The sequence below is a fragment of the Kribbella sp. NPDC023855 genome, from assembly GCF_040639475.1.
Taxonomy (GTDB): domain Bacteria; phylum Actinomycetota; class Actinomycetes; order Propionibacteriales; family Kribbellaceae; genus Kribbella.
In genome coordinates this window covers 536,668-554,947 of the sequence record NZ_JBFAAA010000004.1, presented here as the reverse complement: position 1 = coordinate 554,947, position 18,280 = coordinate 536,668, and the positions used below count along the sequence as shown (strand labels likewise).

General features: G+C 67.6%; 14 protein-coding genes. 8 read left to right on the top strand and 6 right to left on the bottom strand.

Going from position 1 to position 18,280, the window contains the following annotated elements; translation table 11 throughout:
• Positions 1-50: 50 nt before the first annotated feature.
• The 7 genes from AB0F51_RS17810 (at position 51) to AB0F51_RS17780 (ending at position 9,419) form a co-directional block, all read left to right on the top strand.
• A complete protein-coding gene (locus tag AB0F51_RS17810) occupies positions 51-1,373 on the top strand; it encodes an extracellular solute-binding protein (protein ID WP_360281053.1) in 1,323 nt (440 codons plus the stop codon).
• On the top strand, positions 1,370-2,245 hold the full coding sequence (locus AB0F51_RS17805; RefSeq protein WP_360281051.1) for a sugar ABC transporter permease: 876 nt from the start codon (positions 1,370-1,372) through the stop codon (positions 2,243-2,245). Before AB0F51_RS17810 ends, AB0F51_RS17805 begins: the two co-directional genes overlap by 4 nt.
• The gene (locus tag AB0F51_RS17800; protein WP_360281049.1) at positions 2,242-3,120 is read left to right on the top strand and encodes a carbohydrate ABC transporter permease; all 879 of its coding nucleotides are present in this window, start codon (positions 2,242-2,244) and stop codon (positions 3,118-3,120) included. Before AB0F51_RS17805 ends, AB0F51_RS17800 begins: the two co-directional genes overlap by 4 nt.
• A gap of 11 nt (positions 3,121-3,131) precedes the next feature.
• Positions 3,132-5,363: an alpha-xylosidase gene (gene yicI, locus AB0F51_RS17795; protein ID WP_360281047.1), complete on the top strand. Its 2,232-nt coding sequence runs from the start codon at positions 3,132-3,134 to the stop codon at positions 5,361-5,363.
• Entirely contained in the window at positions 5,356-7,299 is a 1,944-nt protein-coding gene (locus tag AB0F51_RS17790; RefSeq protein WP_360281045.1) for a beta-galactosidase, read from the top strand. Before yicI ends, AB0F51_RS17790 begins: the two co-directional genes overlap by 8 nt.
• A gap of 156 nt (positions 7,300-7,455) precedes the next feature.
• Positions 7,456-8,148 (top strand): hypothetical protein, encoded by a 693-nt coding sequence (locus tag AB0F51_RS17785; RefSeq protein WP_360281043.1) that lies wholly within the window; start codon positions 7,456-7,458, stop codon positions 8,146-8,148.
• Positions 8,149-8,405: 257 nt separating this feature from the next.
• A complete protein-coding gene (locus AB0F51_RS17780; RefSeq protein ID WP_360281041.1) occupies positions 8,406-9,419 on the top strand; it encodes a LacI family DNA-binding transcriptional regulator in 1,014 nt (337 codons plus the stop codon).
• Here the strand turns inward: AB0F51_RS17780 and AB0F51_RS17775 are convergent.
• The 5 genes from AB0F51_RS17775 to AB0F51_RS17755 are packed head-to-tail and all read right to left on the bottom strand — an operon-like array spanning position 9,406 to position 14,825.
• Positions 9,406-10,215 (bottom strand): ATP-binding cassette domain-containing protein, encoded by an 810-nt coding sequence (locus AB0F51_RS17775; RefSeq protein WP_360281039.1) that lies wholly within the window; start codon positions 10,213-10,215, stop codon positions 9,406-9,408. The genes AB0F51_RS17780 and AB0F51_RS17775 overlap by 14 nt on opposite strands.
• The gene (locus AB0F51_RS17770; RefSeq protein WP_360281037.1) at positions 10,212-11,171 is read right to left on the bottom strand and encodes an ABC transporter ATP-binding protein; all 960 of its coding nucleotides are present in this window, start codon (positions 11,169-11,171) and stop codon (positions 10,212-10,214) included. Before AB0F51_RS17770 ends, AB0F51_RS17775 begins: the two co-directional genes overlap by 4 nt.
• Positions 11,168-12,112, bottom strand: a complete 945-nt coding sequence (locus AB0F51_RS17765) for an ABC transporter permease (RefSeq protein WP_360281035.1) — start codon at positions 12,110-12,112, stop codon at positions 11,168-11,170. The genes AB0F51_RS17770 and AB0F51_RS17765 overlap by 4 nt, the downstream gene beginning before the upstream one ends.
• A 15-nt stretch (positions 12,113-12,127) precedes the next feature.
• Complete coding sequence (locus tag AB0F51_RS17760; RefSeq protein WP_360281033.1) at positions 12,128-13,117, bottom strand: ABC transporter permease; 990 nt, start codon at positions 13,115-13,117, stop codon at positions 12,128-12,130.
• A 13-nt stretch (positions 13,118-13,130) separates the two neighbouring features.
• Positions 13,131-14,825, bottom strand: coding sequence for an ABC transporter substrate-binding protein (locus AB0F51_RS17755; RefSeq protein ID WP_360281031.1), 1,695 nt, complete (start codon positions 14,823-14,825; stop codon positions 13,131-13,133).
• A gap of 224 nt (positions 14,826-15,049) precedes the next feature.
• Here AB0F51_RS17755 and AB0F51_RS17750 point away from each other — a divergent pair, with 224 nt between their 5' ends.
• Positions 15,050-16,084, top strand: coding sequence for a LacI family DNA-binding transcriptional regulator (locus AB0F51_RS17750; RefSeq protein WP_360281029.1), 1,035 nt, complete (start codon positions 15,050-15,052; stop codon positions 16,082-16,084).
• Here AB0F51_RS17750 and AB0F51_RS17745 read toward each other — a convergent pair.
• Entirely contained in the window at positions 16,066-18,273 is a 2,208-nt protein-coding gene (locus AB0F51_RS17745) for a carbohydrate-binding protein (RefSeq protein ID WP_360281027.1), read from the bottom strand. The genes AB0F51_RS17750 and AB0F51_RS17745 overlap by 19 nt on opposite strands.
• Positions 18,274-18,280: the final 7 nt, after the last annotated feature.

The following is an 18,280-nucleotide window of genomic DNA, read 5'->3' as shown; positions in this document are numbered from 1 at the left end:
CGACGGACCGAGGAACCACCGGATTCACACCCATTCGAAGGAGCACACCCATGCGGATTCCCCGCACCATGATCTCAGCGGGAGCGGCATTCGTCTCGCTCGCCCTCGTGCTGGCCGGCTGCGGCGGCAGCGGCGATGACAGCGACAGCAGCAGCGGGGGCACCGGGACCGGCACGCTCAAGCTGTGGCACTACGAAAGCGCGAACGGCGCGATGGGCAAGGCCTGGGACAAGGCCATCGAGGTGTTCAAGACCGAGCACCCCGGCGTCACCGTGGAGTTCGAGCGCAAGGCGTTCGAGCAGATCCAGCAGAACGCGTCGATGATCCTCGCCTCCGACCAGGCGCCGGACCTGATGGAGTACAACAAGGGCAACGCCACCGCCGGCTTGCTCAGCTCCAAGGGCCTGCTGACCGATATCAGCGACGAGGTCAGCAGCCGCGGCTGGGACAAGGCCCTCAGCCCGAGCCTGCAGACCACCGCCCGGTACGACGACAAGGGCGTGATGGGCTCGGGCAAGTGGTTCGGCGTACCGAACTACGGCGAGTACGTGACGGTCTACTACAACAAGGCCCTCTTCAAGCAGTACGGCGTCGCCGTGCCCAAGACGCTCGACGAGATGACCAAGGCGATGGACACCTTCGTGGCCAAGAAGGTCACCCCGCTGGGCATGGCCGGCGCGGAGTACCCGGCCGGTCAGCTCTACTACCAGCTGGCGCTGTCGAAGGCCGACCGGACCTTCGTCGACAACTACCAGCTCTACAAGGGCGCCGTCGACTTCAAGGCCGACCCGCTCAAGTACGGCGCCGACACCTTCCGCCAGTGGGTCGACAAGGGCTACATCTCCAAGCAGTCGGCCAGTCTGAAGGCCGAGGACATGGGCACCGCGTTCATCGCCGGCAAGACGCCGATGATCGTCAGCGGCTCGTGGTGGTACGGCCGGTTCGCCACCGAGATCAAGAAGTTCGAGTGGGGCACCTTCCTGTTCCCCGGCAACAAGCTGAACGCGGGCTCGTCGGGCAACCTGTGGGTGGTTCCCGAGCAGTCGAAGAACAAGAAGCTCGCCTACGACTTCATCGACATCACCATGCGGCCCGAGATCCAGACCATCATGGCCAACAACGGCGGCGTCCCGGTCAAGGCCGACCTGGCCAAGGTGACGGACCCGAAGAACAAGGAACTGATCGCCAACTTCGACGCGATCACCAAGGACGACGGCCTGGCCTTCTACCCCGACTGGCCGGTGGCCGGGTACTACGACGTCCTGGTGGCCGGCGGTCAGTCGCTGATCAACGGGTCGAAAACCCCTGACCAGGTGCTCGCCGACCTCGGCAAGGCCTACGACCAGGGTGTCCAAGAAATCAAGAACGGATGACCCGGGGCAAGGCAGGCTACTGGTGGTACCTGCTGCCCGGTGCGCTCGCCTTCACCGCCGTCGTCGCGATCCCGTTCGGCACCAACCTCTACCTGTCCCTGACCAAGTGGTCGGGGATCGGGGAGCCGCGCTGGATCGGCCTGGACAACTACACCCGGCTGCTGCACGACGACGTCTTCTGGACGTCGTTCCGCAACACGGCGGCGATGGTGATCGCGATGGTGGTGGTGCCGACCCTGATCGGGCTGGTGCTGTCGGCCACCTTGTTCGACGTGATCGGCCGCCGGTTCGGGCCGAAGACCGCCTCCTTCCTGCGGGCCACCTTCTATCTCCCGCAGGTGCTGCCGGTCGTCGTGGCCGGCATCCTGTGGGGCTGGCTGCTGCGGCCGGACGGCGCGGTCAACGCGATCGGCAAGGCGATCGGGATCGGCGAGCACGACTGGCTCGGTGATCCGTCCACCGCGCTGCCGATGGTGATGCTGGTGATGATCTGGGTCCAGATCGGCTACCCGGTGGTGATCTTCATGGCCGCCCTGCAGCGGGTCGATCCGGACCTGTACGAGGCCGCGGAGATCGACGGGGCCGGCTGGTTCCGCCGGTTCCAGGCGATCACCCTGCCGCAGATCCGGCCGGAGACGTTCGTGGTCACGCTGACTTGCACGATCGCCGCGCTGAAGGTGTTCGGGCCGATCTGGGCGCTGACCCGCGGCGGCCCGAACAACGCCACCACCGTGCCGTCGTACTTCGCCTACAACGCGTTCTTCAACAAGCTCCAGGTCGGGTACGGCGCGGCCGTGGCGACCGCGCTGACGCTGGTGATCGTTGTCGTCAGCATCGGCTTCCTCAAGGTGCAAGGCAGGACCGAGTCATGACCACACTGACCCTCACGCGAAGCCGGGTGACCCGCAAGGACCCCGACCGCTACAAGCAAGGCGTGGCGCGCTGGATCGTCCTGCTCCTGGTCGGCGTGACCGCGCTGCTGGTCCTGGTGCCGTTCGCGATCATGCTGATGAACGCGTTCAAGTCCCCCACCGACTACTCGAGCAACGGTCCCCTGGCCTGGCCGGAGTCGTTCCAGCTGGACGGGTTGAAGACCTACTGGCAGCAGGTCCACTTCGAGGGCAAGCTGCTCAACTCGATCATCATCTCCGGGTCCGTCGCGGTGCTCGGCGTCGTCCTGTCGCTGCTGAACGCGTACGCGCTCGGCATCGGCCGGGTCCGCGGCCGGATGTGGATCGTGGCGCTGTTCCTGATGGCGAACATGATCCCGCAGGAAGCGCTGGTCTACCCGCTGTACTCGATGGCGAAGTCGCTCGGCCTCTACAACAGCAGGCTCAGCGTGATCATCATCTTCACCGTCATCCAGAGCGCGTTCGGGACGTACCTGCTCGCCTCCGTGCTCGGCACCTTCCCGAAGGCACTGCTCGAGGCGGCGGCGCTGGACGGCGCGAGCCGCTGGACGACGCTGTGGCGGGTGGTCGTGCCGACGGTCCGGCCGACCCTGTCGGTGCTGCTGATCTTCTTCTTCATCTGGACCTGGAACGAGTTCTTCATCCCGCTGGTGATGCTGATCGACAACAGCACCCAGACCGTGCCGCTCGCGCTCGCCTCGTTGCAGGGCGATCGGCTGATGGACGCCACCACCACGAACGCCGGGGCGCTGATCAGCCTGCTCCCGACGGTCGTGTTCTTCCTGATCTTCCAGCGCACCTTGACTCGCGGCGTCACCGTCGGCGCGGTCAAGTAGAGAGGCAGTCGATGAAGTTCACAGACGGCTACTGGCAGTTGCGTCCGGGCCTGACCCGGTTGCGCCCGGCCGCGGTCGAAAGCGTCGAGAGCACCGAGCGCTCCTTGGTCGTCTACGCGCCGGCCAAGCTGATCGTCGGTCGCGGCGACACCCTCAACCAACCTCTGTTCACGGTCACGCTGACCTCACCGGCGGCCGGCGTGATCGGCGTACGGATCCAGCACCACAGCGGTGGGGTGCCGCCGCGGCCGGCGTTCGCGCTGTCCGGTGAGGACGACCATCCGGTCAAGGTCGAGATCGACGACGAGACGGCCCGGCTGACCAGTGGCGACCTCACCGCGGTGGTCAAGCTCGACGGTCCGTGGGATCTGCGCTTCGAGCGGGACGGACGGGTCCTGACCGACTCCTCGGCCCGCAGTATCGGCCTGATCACCGACGCCGACGGCCGGCAGTACGTGCACGAACAGCTCGCCCTCGGCGTCGGCGAGACCGTCTACGGTCTCGGCGAGCGGTTCGGTCCGCTGGTGAAGAACGGCCAGGTGGTCGACATCTGGAACGCCGACGGTGGCACCTCCAGCGAGCAGGCCTACAAGAACGTCCCGTTCTACCTGACCAGCGCCGGCTACGGCGTGCTGGTGGACACCCCCGCGAAGGTCTCCTTCGAGGTCGGCTCCGAAGTTGTCTCCCGCAACCAGTTCAGCGTGGAGGGCCAGGAACTCTCGTACTACGTCATCGGCGGCCCGACGCCGAAGGACGTGCTGCGCCGGTACACCGCCCTCACCGGGCGGCCCGCCCGGGTACCGGCCTGGTCGATGGGGCTGTGGCTGTCCACGTCGTTCACCACCGACTACAACGAACCGACCGTGACCGGCTTCGTCGACGGGATGGCCAGCCGCAACCTGCCGCTCAGCGTCTTCCACTTCGACTGCTTCTGGATGCGGCAGTTCCACTGGTGCGACTTCCTCTGGGACCCGGAGGCGTTCCCGGACCCGGCCGGCATGCTGAGCCGGCTGAAGGAGCGCGGCCTGCGGATCAGCCTGTGGATCAACCCCTACATCGCCCAGCGGTCCGCGCTGTTCGAGGAGGGCCGTGAACTCGGCTACCTGCTGAAGCGGACCGACGGCTCGGTCTGGCAGTGGGACCTGTGGCAGGCCGGGATGGCGATCGTCGACTTCACCAACCCGGACGCGACGGCCTGGTTCCGGTCCAAGCTGCAGGCGCTGCTCGACCTGGGCGTGGACTGCTTCAAGACCGACTTCGGCGAGCGGATCCCGACCGAGGACGTGGTCTGGTTCGACGGGTCCGACCCGCAACGCATGCACAACTACTACCCACACCTGTACAACAAGGCCGTCTTCGACCTGCTGCGAGAGAACCGCGGTGACGGCGACGCCGTACTGTTCGCACGCTCCGCGACGGTCGGCGGCCAGCAGTTCCCCGTGCACTGGGGTGGCGACTGCGAATCGACCTTCGAGGCGATGGCCGAGTCACTGCGTGGTGGGCTGTCGCTGGCATCGTCCGGCTTCGGCTACTGGAGCCACGACATCGGCGGTTTCGAGGGAACTCCGGACGCGGCGGTCTTCAAGCGCTGGGTCCCGTTCGGCCTACTGTCGTCGCACTCCAGGCTGCACGGATCGGGCTCCTACCGGGTGCCGTGGGCCTTCGACGAGGAGGCAGTCGACGTACTCCGCAGCTTCACCCAGCTCAAGATGTCGCTGATGCCCTACCTGGCGGTCGCGGCCGAGGAAGCGCACACCGACGGTACGCCGATGATGCGGCCGATGATCCTGGAGTTCCCCAACGATCCGGGCGTCGCGTATCTCGACCGGCAGTACATGCTCGGCCCGGACCTGCTGGTCGCGCCGGTGATGAGCAAGGACGGCGAGGTCCGGTTCTACCTTCCCGAAGGGACCTGGACGCACGTGCTCACCGGCGAGCAGGTGGCCGGCAGCCGCTGGATCACCCGCACGTACGGCTTCGACGGCCTGCCCTTGCTGGCCCGGCAGGGCGCGGTCATCCCCTTCGGCGCGGTGAACGACCGGCCGGAGTACGACTGGACCGACGGCGTCGAGCTGCGCTGGTACGCGCCGGCCGAGGGTGACACGGCCCGTGTCCGTCTCCCCGGGCCGAACGGGGAGACGGCCGCGGTCATCGAGCTGACCTTGACCAATGGTCAGGCCGAATCGCGTGTGGTGGAAGGCACTTGCGGTCAGTACACGGTCGCGGTGGTGGCCGATGCCTGAGCTGTACTACGGCGGCGACTACAACCCGGAGCAGTGGTCACCCGAGGTCTGGGCCGAGGACATGGCTCTGATGCGTCGCGCCGGGGTCAACCTGGCGACGGTCGGAGTATTCTCCTGGTCGAGCCTCGAGCCCGAGCCCGGTCGCTACGAGTTTGACTGGCTCGACCAGGTGCTGGATCTCCTGCACGGCAACGGCATCCGGGTGAACCTGGCGACGCCGACGGCCTCACCACCACCGTGGTTCAGCCTGGCTCATCCCGACGCGCTACCGGTCACGGCGGACGGCGTACGGTTGCTGCACGGCAGTCGGGACACGTACTGCGTGTGCGCACCGGCGTACCGGGAGGCGGCCGTCGGGATCGCGAGGGCACTGGGTGAGCGTTATGGCAACCACCCGGCGCTGGCGATGTGGCACGTGCACAACGAGTACGGGTCGACCTGCTACTGCGACCACGTCGCTGCTTCCTTCCGGACGTGGCTGCAGCGCAAGTACGGCGACCTGGCCGCGCTGAACGCGGCCTGGCTGACCGCCTTCTGGAGTCAGGGGTACTCCGCGTGGGAGCAGGTGTTCCCGCCGCGCCGGACGCAGTACCTGCCGAATCCCTCGCAGACGCTGGACTTCCGGCGCTTCCTGTCGGACGAACTGCTCGACGCCTACAAGGAGCAACGCACCGTACTGCGGGAGCTGAGCCCGGGTGTCCCGATCACGACGAACTTCGTCTTCGGGGGCTGGGTTCCGGTCGATCACTGGCGCTGGTCGGGTGAGGTCGACTTGGTTGCCATCGACCACTATCCCGACGGCGGCGGGATCGAGGCGGAGCAGCAGACCGCCTTCGGTGCGGACCTGGCGCGGTCCTGGGGTGACGGTCGCTGGCTGCTGATGGAACAGGCGGCCAGTGCGCTGCACGACGGCGGTCGGTTGCACGCCAAGGAACCCGGGCGGATGACTCGCCACAGCCTGTCCCACGTCGCCCGGGGATCCAGTGGCGCGCTGTTCTTCCAGTGGCGGGCCTCTCGTGGCGGCGCCGAGCGCTTCCACAGTGGGATGGTCCCGCACGCCGGTGCGGACAGCAGGGCGTTCGAGGAGATCGTCGAGTTCGGCGAACTGCTGCCGAAGCTGGCCGAGGCCGATGCGGCCAAGGTCGAGGCCGAGGTGGCGATCCTGTGGGACGCCGAATCCTGGTGGGCCACCGACGGGCCTGGCCTCCCGTCGTCCGAGATCGACTACCTGGCAGCGGTTCGGGCCGCCCATCGGCAGCTGTGGAACCTTGGCATCGGCACCGACTTCGCCCGTCCGTCCGCCGGCCTGACGGCGTACAAGGTGGTGATCGTGCCGTCGCTGTACCTGGTCAGCGACGAGGCGGCCGAGGCCATCAACCGGTACGCCGAGGGTGGCGGCCAGTTGCTCATCACCTCGCTGAGCGGGATCGCCGACGCGAACGCGCAGATCCGGCTGGGCGGCTATCCGGGCGCGTTCCGCGCGCTGCTCGGGATCCGGGTGGAGGAGTTTCTCCCGGTGGGCGGCACGATCGAGCTGGACAACGGCGCGGTCGGCGAGGGATGGAGCGAGCGGGTCCGGCTCGAAGGAGCCGAGGCGGTCGCGCGGTACCAGGGTGGGACTCTCGACGGGCTGCCGGCGATCACCCGGCACCAGAACGCCTGGTACTCGTCGACCTGGCTTCAGGACCCGGCGTACGAGTCGCTGGTCGAGCAGGTCGTCCGGGCTGCCGGGATCGAGCCATCCGGGCTGCCTCGCGGCGTCGAGGTGGTCACCCGGGCGGCGGGCGATACGCAGTACCGGTTCGTTCTGAACCACACCGGTGAGGAGGTGGGCCTTCCTTACGGTGGGCTGGACCTGGTCAGCGGCGAGCAGACCGGCGACAAGGTCACCGTCGCGCCGGGTGGCTGGGCCGTCCTGCGGGAAAGTCTCCGGTAACGGACGGTCAACCGTTGACTCAATATTAAAGCGCCTGCAATAGTTCTCCTAGAGTTTTCGAAGCGCTTCGACAAAAGCTCTGCAGATTTCCCCTGCCACCGGCGGGCAACCGCCCCGCCGCCGCCCCGTGGTACCGCCTCAAAGGGAGAAAGAAGCATGTCGAGATCCTGGAAACTGGTCACCGCCGTGATGACGGCCTTGGTCAGCAGCGTCGCGCTGGTGCTGCCGGCGAACGCCGCGACCTGGTCGTCGTCCGACAAGTGGGGGTCGTGGTCCAACGGTGGGTACACCGTCCGCAACGATGTCTGGGGCAGCGGCGCCGGCCCGCAGAGCATCTGGGCCAACTCCTACAGCAACTGGGGTGTCTGGGCCAACCACCCGAACACCGGCGGCGTGAAGTCCTACCCGCACTCCGCCAAGTACATCGGCAAGCGGATCAGCGCCCTCGGGACGCTGAGGAGCAGCTTCAACGTCAGCCGGCCCGGTGGTGGCGCCTACGCCACCGCCTACGACATCTGGGCCGACGGCCACGCCTACGAGATCATGCTCTGGATGAACCAGCAGGGCGCCGTCGGGCCGATCGGCTCCTGGCAGGCCAGCGCCTCCGTCGGCGGGCACACCTGGAACGTCTACAAGGGCAGCAACGGCTCCAACCAGGTGTTCTCGTTCCTGCGGACCTCGGGCACCAACTCCGGCACGGTCGACATCAAGGCCGTGATGAACTGGATCCGGTCCCGCGGCTGGATCGGTGACGCCACCATGAACGAGGTGCAGTTCGGCTTCGAGATCACCTCGTCGAACGGTGGGATGAACTTCACCAGCAACAGCTACTCGGTCACCTCTTCCTGACCCCTCCCCCCGTGCGGCTGTGGACCCTGGTGAATCCCACAGCCGCACCGGGGAAAGCATTCTTCTGTACTGAATGAATTACCCGTCAATTCACCACGGATCGGAGAATTCGACCCCTGCGAACCGCGGCTGGGCGGCCGGTCCGCCCCGCCGCGGCCACACTCGGTGGCGGTGGGCTCTTGACAGGCGGGGCCACTCACTCGACGCTGTTCTCTGAACAACCGGTCGAAGCGCTTCGACCCAGTGAGGAGACACCGATGGTGACCATCGCCGATGTAGCCCGTCATGCGGGCGTGGCGGCCAGCACGGTGTCGTACGTCCTCAGCGGCAAGCGGTCGATCTCCCCGGACACGCGGGACCGGGTCCAGGAAAGCGTACGCGTTCTCGGCTACCGGCCCAATGCCAGCGCGCGGGCCCTGGCCAGCCAGCGATCGAACGTGCTCGCGCTGGTGATCCCGTTGCGCACCGGGATGCACGTCCCGGTGATCATGCAGTTCGCGACCGCCGTCGTCACCACCGCCCGGCGGTTCGACCATGACGTCCTGCTGCTCACCGCCGACGAGGGCCGCGACGGACTCGAACGGGTCGCGCAGAGTTCGCTGGTCGACGCGCTGGTGGTGATGGACATCGAGCTGCACGACGAACGCGTCCCGGTACTGCGCGAACTCTCGATGCCGTCGATCCTGATCGGCGTACCGGCCGACACCGACGACCTGACCTGTATCGACCTGGACTTCGTCGGTGCCGGCGAGCGCTGCGTGGACCACCTCGCCGACCTCGGCCACCGCTGTATCGCCCTGCTCGGTACGCCGTCCGCCGTCTACGAACGGCAGACCTCGTTCGCCCAGCGCACCCTGGCCGGCTTCTCCGCCGCCGCCGAACGTCGCGGAATCATCGGCGTCGAGACCCCTTGCGAGCACAGCTTCGACGCCGTCCTCGGCACCGTCGAGGAACTGCTGCGGGAGCACCCCGACATCACCGGTCTGGTGGTCCAGAACGAGCCGATCATCGGCCCGCTCCTCGACGTACTGCGCCGGCTCGGCCGCCGGGTGCCGGAGGACATGTCGCTGATGGCCATCTGCGCCGACGACGTCGCCGAACGCCACGTACCCCAGCTCTCGTCGGTCGCGATCCCGGCCGAGGAGATCGGCCACCAGGCGGTGGAGTCGCTGATCACCAAGCTCGAGGGCGGGCAGGTGCCCGCGATCACGCTGCTGCCACCGCAGCTGACGCCTCGCGCGAGCACCTGCCAGGCGCCTAACCAGAACTGAGTTTCGCCAGTCGGAGTTCCGGATTGGGTGCGGCCTGCAGCAGCAACTTCGTGTAGTCGTGCTGGGGGTCGAGGATGACCTGGTCCGACGGGCCACGCTCGACGATCTCGCCGCGGTACATCACCAGGATCTCGTCGGAGAAGTGCCGGGCGGTGGCCAGGTCGTGGGTGATGTACAGAACGCCGAGGTTCTCCTCGCGCTGCAACTCGGCCAGCAGGTTGAGCACGCCGAGCCGGATCGAGACGTCCAGCATCGACACCGGCTCGTCGGCGATCAGGATACCCGGACCGGGGGCCAGCGCCCGGGCGATCGCGACTCGTTGCCGTTGGCCACCAGACAGCTCGTGTGGCCGCCGCTGTGCGACGACATCGGCCGGGGTGAGCCGGACCCGCTCGAGCAGCCGGTGGACGCCCTGCTCGAGCTCCGCCGCGGTCTTGCCGTGCCCGTGCAACCGCAACGGACGGGCCAGGTGGTGGGCGATCGTGTGATGCGGGTTGAGTGACGCGAACGGATCCTGGAAGACCATCTGCACAGTCCGCCGGTACTGCGCCAGGCCCCGGCCGCGACGCTCGATCGGCTCACCGTCGAGCAGGATCTGTCCGGCGCTGGGTTGCTCCAGTTGCAGCAGCAGCTTCGCCACCGTGGACTTGCCGCTGCCGCTCTGACCGACCAGGGCGACCGTCCGGCCGGGCTCCAGCGAAAAGCTGACCTCTTTCACGGCCGTGAGTTGCCGGCCGCGCCAGCCGTCGCGCAAACGGTAGTTCTTGACCAGTCCCTTGACCTCGAGTGTGCTCATCGGCTCGCTCCCCCGTCGACATCGGTGACCTGGACGGCGTCCAGGTCCAGCAACCGCTCGTCCAGCCCGGCGCGGATGAAGTCGCCGCGCTGCCCGGTCAGGCTCGGGAAGGAGGCGAGCAGTTGTTCGGTGTAGGAGTGCTGGGGATTGCTGTAGACCTGCGCCGCCGGTCCGAGCTCAACGATCTCGCCGGCCCGCATCACCGCGATCCGGTCGCTGATCTCCAGCAGCAGCGGCAGGTCGTGGGTGATGAAGACGACCGCGAAGCCGAGCTCGTCGCGCAGCCGGGTGAGTTCGAGCAGGATCTCGCGCTGGACCACCACGTCGAGCGCGGTGGTCGGCTCGTCCATGATCATCACCTGCGGTTCGAGCGCCATCGCCATCGCGATCATCACCCGCTGCCGCATGCCGCCGGACAGTTCGTGCGGATACGAGCGCAGCCGGTCCCGGTCGACGCCGACCCGCTCCAGCAGGTCCCCGCAGCGCTGCCGCCGCTCGGCCTTGCTCAACTCCGGCCGATGGGTGGTGAAGATGTCCTCCAGTTGCGCCCGGATCGAGATGACCGGGTTCAGCGAGTTCATCGCGCCCTGGAACACCATCGAGATCTTGTCCCAGCGGAAGGCGCGCAGGTCCTCACCGTGCAGGGCGCGCAGGTCGACGTCGTACCCCTCCCGGCAGTGGAACAAGGCGCGGCCCGAGGTGATGACGGCCGGCGGTTTGAGCAGCCGGGTGATGCCGTAGGCGAGCGTGCTCTTGCCGCAGCCGCTCTCCCCCGCCAGGCCGAGGATCTCGCCCCGGCCGAGGGTGAGGTCGACGTGCCGGACGGCGTGCACGACCGTCTCTCCGAGATAGTCGACGCTGAAGTCCTCCAGCGTCAGTACCGTGCCCACGGCAACCGAGCCCCTGGCAACGGGGCTTTTGGCAACCGGGCCGGCGGCGAGGGGACCGGCGCTCACCGGGCCGCCTCCTCGGTCGTTGCGATCTGGTCCTTCGACGCCGCCCAGCGCCGCCGGACCGCCCGGGTCTGGTCGCGCAGCTTCGGGTTGACCAGCTCGTCGATCGCGAAGTTGATCATCGCCAGCCCCGCACCGAACAAGGTGATCATCAGCCCGGGCGGAACGAACCACCACAGGGCACCGAGCCTGAGCGCCAGGCCGTTGCCGGCCCAGAACAGCATCGTTCCCCAGGTCCAGGAGCCACCGGCGCCCAGCCCGATGAAGGCCAGCCCGGCTTCACCGAGAATCGCGCCGATGACCGCGAAGATGAACATTGCCGCCAGCAACGGGATCAGGTTCGGCAGCAGCTCGACGAGCAGGATCCGCCAGGTCTTCTCCCCCGCCACCCGCGCGGCCGAGATGTAGTCCCGGCTGCGCAGACTGAGCGTCACCGCCCGCAGTACGCGCGCGCCACCGGCCCAGCTGGTCAGCGCCAGCACCCCTGCCACCAGCCAGATCCCCTTGCTCTCCACGTAGCTGGAGATGACGATCATCAGCGGCAGGCCTGGCAGGACGAGCATCACGTTGCTGAACAGCGAGAACCCTTCGTCGACCCAGCCGCCGATGTAGGCGCCCAGGATGCCGAAGCCGGCCGCGAGGGCCACTGCCAGCAGACCGACCACCAGCCCGATCACCAACGAACCGCGGGTCGCGTAGGCCAGTTGGGCGAAGACATCCTGGCCGGTCTGGGTGGTGCCGAGCAGGTGTCCGTTGCCTGGCGGTTGCAGCCCGACGTTGTCGACCAGGTGCGGGTCACCGACCAGGAACGGGCCGATGATCCCGAACAACGTGATGCTTCCGCACAGGATCAGGCCCACCAGCAGTTTCGGGCCCGGCCGGCGTCGGCGGCGGCGGGCGGCCGCGGGCCTGACCGCCACCACGGGATCCGTCAGCGTGGTCATCCGGACTCCTTCCGGTCAGGCCCGCGCACGGGTGCGCGGGTCGATGAGGGCGTACAGCAGGTCGACGAGCAGGTTGGCGCCGAGCACCGACAGCGTGATCACCAGGAAGACGCCTTGCATCAGCGCGTAGTCGTTGTTCTGGACCGCCGCCATCAGCGTCATGCCGATGCCGGGGTAGGAGAACACCTGCTCGGTGATGATCGAGCCGGAGACCACGAAGCCGAGTGTGGTGGCGAACCCGGCCAGCGACGGGAGCACCGCGTTCCGGGCGGCGTACGTGGTCATGATCCGGCGGGGTTTGAGCCCCTTGGCCTCGGCCGTGACGATGTAGTCCTCGGACAGGGTCGAGACCATCATGTTGCGCATGCCGAGCATCCAGCCGGCGATGGACGAGATGACGATGGTGAGGGCCGGCAACGTTCCGTAGTACGCGGCACTGCGCAGGAACGGCAGGTTGAATCCCGGGGTCACGTTGTAGACGTCGTAGCCGCCGCTGGCCGGGAAGACCTCGGTGACGCTGGACAACAGGTACAGCAGGACCAGCGCGAGCCAGAAGTACGGCACCGCCTGGAACATCGTGGTCACCGGGATCAGGTTGTCCAGCCAGGAACCGCGCTTCCAGCCGGCCAGCTGACCGAGCAGGATGCCGACCGCGAACGAGATGATGGTCGCGATCCCCATCAGCGCGATCGTCCACGGCAGGGTCTGCCCGATCGTGGTCGAGACGGTCTGCGGGAAGTACGTCACGGAGATTCCGAAGTCACCGTGGGTGAGGTTGCGCAGATAGTCGAGGTACTGCGAAATGAGGGGCTGGTCCGACTTCGTGCCCAGCAGCAGTTCGAGGCTGCGCCGGGTCTCGGCGGAGACCGGCCCTTTGGCCGCGAGCTTGGCGATCATCAGGTCGACCGGATTGCCGGGCATCATCCTGGGCAGCGCGAAGTTCAGCGTGAGCGCCGCCCACAAGGCGACCAGGTAGAAACCGGTCTTGCGGAGGTAGTACTGCATCCACTCGCCCGATCTACTTGACCGGGGTCAGGTTCTGCAGCACGATCCCGTTGTCCCACGCCTTCCAGGTGGCCGGGAACGAGTACAGGTTGTCCTTGGTCGGCCAGCCGGTGACGCGCGAGCTGTTGAACTGGGTCAGGGTCGAGTTGAGCACGACCGGGATGTAGGGCAGGTCCCGGGCGATGTGCTCCTGGATGATCTCGTACTGCTTCTTCTTCTCCGCGTCGTCGTTGGTCTTCGAGGCGGCTGCGATGGCCGCGTCGACGGCGGGGTTCGCGTACCGGGCCTGGTTGGCGCTGGCGGACTTGCCGACCTCGGCGGTGTTCTTCGACCAGTACTTGCCCTCGTAGGTGAAGTACGGGTCGGTGGACGGGCCGAGGCCGAGCGAGTTCAGCGACAGCTGGTAGGTGCCCTTGGACTCCCGGTTGTTCCACTCGTTGGAGGAGATCTGGGTGGACTTGATCTCCATCCCGGCCTTGCGCAGCTGCTGGGTCATCGCGTCGATCGCGGAGATGTAGTCGCTCCAGCCGGACACCACCTGGATCGTCATGCTCAGCCGCTGGCCGTTCTTGGCGTAGATGCCGTCGGCACCCTTCGCCCAGCCGGCCGCGGTCAGGATCGACTCGGACTTCGCCGTGTCGGGCTGCTGCGGGACCAGCTTCTCGACCTTCGGCGACATCCACTTCTCGTCGCGGTTCGGCACCAGCAGCGTCGGCGACGCAACGCCCGCAACGTTGCTGAAGGCAAGCTTGTTGAGCTGTTCGCGGTCCAGGGCGTGGTAGATCGCCTGCCGGACGGCGACGTCGGTCTGCGGGCCCTTGCAGCCGAGCGCGGCGTTCGAGCAGGCGAACAGGCTGGTGGTCAGCGCGGGCGTGTTCACCCAGGACAGGTCCTTCTTACCCTTCAGCAGTTGCTCGAAGCCGGGGAAGAAGGAGCTCATCCAGTCCACCTCGCCCTTCAGCAGCGCGCCGCTCGCGGCGTCGGCCGAGGCCAGGGTGATGAACCGGACCTTCTCGATCTGCGGCTTGCCCTGCTGCCAGTAGGTGGCGTTCCGCTTCATCTCGAAGCTCTGCGGGGTGAAGCTCGCGACGGTGTACGGACCGGTGCCGACCGGGTTGCGGTTGATGTCGGTAGCCGGGTCCTTGGACTTCCACAGGTGCTCGGGAACGATCGCGGTGTTGCCCAGGACATTGGGGCCGGACACGAAACTCGTCTGCTTGAAGGTCAGCACCGCGGTGTTCGGGCCGGTGGCCTTGGCGGTCGCGGCCAGGCCGTTGGTGTTGATACTCGGCGTCTTCGCGATCAGGTTGAAGGTGAACGCGACGTCCGCCGCGCTGAACGGCGTGCCGTCCGACCACTTCACCCCCTCCCGGGTGGTGACGGTCAGCTCGGTACCGGCCGCGTTCCACTTGTAGGCGGTCGCGAGCATCGGCTTGGGCTCACCCGAGGACATCAGGTTGTAGTAGAAGAGCGTCTCGTAGATGATCCCGCGGGCAGGCTGCAGCGCAGTCGGCGAGAAGGGGTTGAAGTTCTCGGCGGCGTCACCGGTCGCGCCGTTGAAGACGGTGATCCGGCTCTCGCCGGCGCCTCCCTTCGGCTTCGCCGCGCCGCCGGTGTCACCACAGGCGGCCAGCGTGCCGGCACCGGCCAGCACAGCGGTCAGCAGTGCGAGGGTCCGGGATCTCCGCAGCACATCGTGCAGGTACATTTCGCAATCCTTCGATCGGCAAACATCTGGCGGGGGGCCGAAGGCGGAAATCCGAGCAGCGCGGAACAAGACGTCCGCTGCGCCTGCCACGTCGGTATTCCGACCGACTAACTGGACCGGTTCAGTACGTGTGAGTGGACGGTACTGGACCGGTTCAGTACTGTAAAGACCATGACGCCCGGAGAATTCCGTGCAGAATTCAACCTGTTGGGAAGGAGTCCCTCGTGGGCCGAGTCACCATCAAGGAGATCGCCCAGCGGGCCGGCGTCTCCAAAGGCGCGGTCTCGTACGCGCTGAACGGGCAGCCCGGTGTCTCGGAAGCCACCCGGGCCAGGGTCCTGAAGGTCGCGGAAGAACTCCACTGGGTGCCCAACCGCGCCGCCCGGATGCTGTCGGTCGCCCGGTCGGAGACGTTCGGCCTGGTCCTGGCACGCTCGGCCCGGACGCTCAGCGAGGAACCCTTCTACATGGGATTCGTCGGCGGGCTCGAGACGGTGCTGAGCCGGCGGTCGTACGCGCTGGCGCTGAAGGTCGTCCCGACCATCGACGAGGAATTGGCGACCTATCGCAAATGGGCCGCGGAAAAGCGCGTCGACGGAGTCATCCTGGTCGACCTGCGGGTGGACGACCCGCGCATCCCGTTGCTCCGGGCACTCGAAATGCCCGCCATCGTGGTCGGCGACCCGAGTCTGGCCGACGGGCTGGCCTGTGTCTGGACCAACAGCACGGCGGCGATGGGCGTCGCCGTCGAGCATCTGGCTTCGCTCGGGCACACCAGGATCGCGCGGGTCGCCGGCCCACCCGAGCACGGCCACGTCTGGATCCGCGACCAGGCGTTCGCGCGGGACACCGAACGGCTCGGCCTGGCCGCCGAGATCGTGCACACCGACTTCTCCGGCGACGAAGGGGCCGCCGCTACCCGGCGCGTGCTCACCGCCGGCGCCCGGCCGACCGCCATCCTGTACGACAACGACCTGATGGCGGTGGCCGGTCTCTCGGCCGTCAACGGCCTCGGGCTGCGCTCACCCGACGACGTCACGCTGCTCGCGTGGGACGACTCGGCGTTGTGCCGGATCACGCAGCCCCGCCTGACGGCGATGAGCCACGACATCGTCGGGTACGGCGAACGAGTGGCTGAGCGGCTCTTCGAACTCCTGGAAGGCGCCGAGCCGACCCCCCACCTCTACTCCACGCCGGAGCTCCAGATCCGCGAGAGCTCCGGCCCACCTCACTCGACTGCTCAGACGGGTTCGCCGTAAGGGATGCCGAGGCCGTTGGTGGAGATGTAGACCCGGCCGAACACCCGCGGATCACCGGCGATCGCGTCGCCGGTGGACGCGAACTGGTGCTTGTCGTCGTTGATCCTGACCCAGCGCCGGCCACTGTCGACGGACCGGTAGATGCCCCGGACTCCGGCGACCTTGCCCGAGCTGTAGACGGCCATCTCGGTCCGGCCGCGAGCAGCCTTGCCGAAGCCGACCGTGAAGGCCTCCTCGATCGTGGTCACCTTCTGGTAGGTCACGCCACCATCGGTCGACCGGAAGAGACCGCCCGCCCCGGCCGCGAGCCAGCAGTGCCCGGCTCGATCGAGCACGGTCTCCAGCTTGCCGTACCCCGTCGGCAACCCCGTTGCCGATGGCAAGAAGTCCGCCCCGCCGTTCGTGCTGGTGTACGCCATCCCGGTAGCCGGGTCGAACGCGTAGAAGGCCTTCGGATCAACCCTGTCGCCGACCACAGCGACCTGCTGGGGCAGCCCGGTCACCGGCGTCCACGTAGTACCGCGATCGCGTGAGTAGTGGGGCACGACATCGCCCGGGACCCACACGATGGTCCGCGCATCTGTGCTGGCCACGATCTTGCCGGGCTGCGTCGATCCAGCCGGCTCGCCCGCGAACGGCTGCCAACTCACTCCAGCATCCGTCGAGTAGGCCCCGCGCTCCTTGGAGCCGCCGTAAGCAACCCGTACGACGAATCCCTCCGCCTTGGCCGCGTAGTCCAGGCTCGGCGAAGTACCCGACACCGGGTTGGCCGCCTGCCCGTCCGGCGGTACGACGTCCAGCCGGTCGTGCCGGTAGACGCCGATGTCACCCAGTGCGCTGATCAGCGGCGGACCCCACGGCGGACTGATCAAGTCCATCACGGCCGTCTCTTCCAGCCCTTGGGCCCGGACCGACCAGTGGGTACTACGACCCGCCTCGGCCAGCGTCACGTCGTCCGTGCCGAAGATCGTCGCCCCGGTCACGTACATGACCTTGTCGGAGTTGAACGGATCGATCGAGATGTCGCCGATCATCCAGCCCAGCTTGGGCCCCTCGGTGTGGAAGTTGAGGTACGGCGCACCGGAGACGTCGATCTCCGCCTTCTGCGCGATCGAGTGCCAGGTCCGGCCACCGTCGACGGAACGGAACACGTCGTCGACCGGTCCCCACCGGCTCATCGTGGAGACCATCACCGTGCCTGGCTTGCGCGGATCGGTGGCCAGACCGGCGTACCCGAAACCGGCCTCGCCGCCGGTGTTCGGGCGCAGGGGGGTGATGTCGGTCCACACGCCGGTGGCCGTGTCGACCTTGTGGACCGCGCCGTCGTACATCTCGTACGGCCCGGGCCGGTCGCCGTAGGTCAGGTAGATGTTGCCGTCGGCACCCAATTCGCCGTGGTGCGGCAACAACCCGGTCGGCTGGCCGGGCACGGCAGCCCAGGTCCGGCCACCGTCGGTACTGCGGAACAGCGGGCTGGCCGAATCAGTTACACCCGCGTAGATGGTCTGCGTCGGACGCCCCTTGCGCCCACCGCGCGGATCGAAGAAGACGAACCCGATCCCGATCCCCGCCATCCCGACCGACGGGAAGCTGCCCACCCGGCTCCAGCTCTCGCCCCGATCGTTACTACGCCACAACCCTTGGTTGCGGGTGCCGAAGTAGAGCACCCGGCCGTCGAGCGGGTCGACCACCAGGCGCTCCCCCATCGACCGGCCCGGCTCGTTGCCGCCGAGCTTGAAGGGCAGGTCGGTCCGGCGGAACGTCCGGCCCTGGTCGGTCGAACGCAGGATCGCGCCGTTGATCGGCGACCACTCGTTGGTGTAGGTGCCGACCGCGAGGTAGAGCCGGGCGGGATCGCAGGGGTCGAGCGCGAGGCTCTCCACCCCCGTCAAACTCCACTCGTCCCAGCCGACCCACTCCAGCAGCTGGACCCACCGCTGGGTCCGCAGGTCCAGCCGCGCGGCGCCGCCGATGTCCGTGCGGACATAGACCAGGCCGCGCTGCTTCGGGTGATGGATGATGCCGGTGACAAAGCCGCCGCCGACGATCTCGACGTTGCGCCAGCGATAACGGCCGGCAGCCAGCTGGTCGACGGCCTGCCCGGTGGCGGCGGCCGGAGCGGTCATGGTGCCTGCGGCAACCACCGCTCCGGTGCTCAGGGCAAGGAAGTGCCTACGTGGAACGGACACAGCTTCT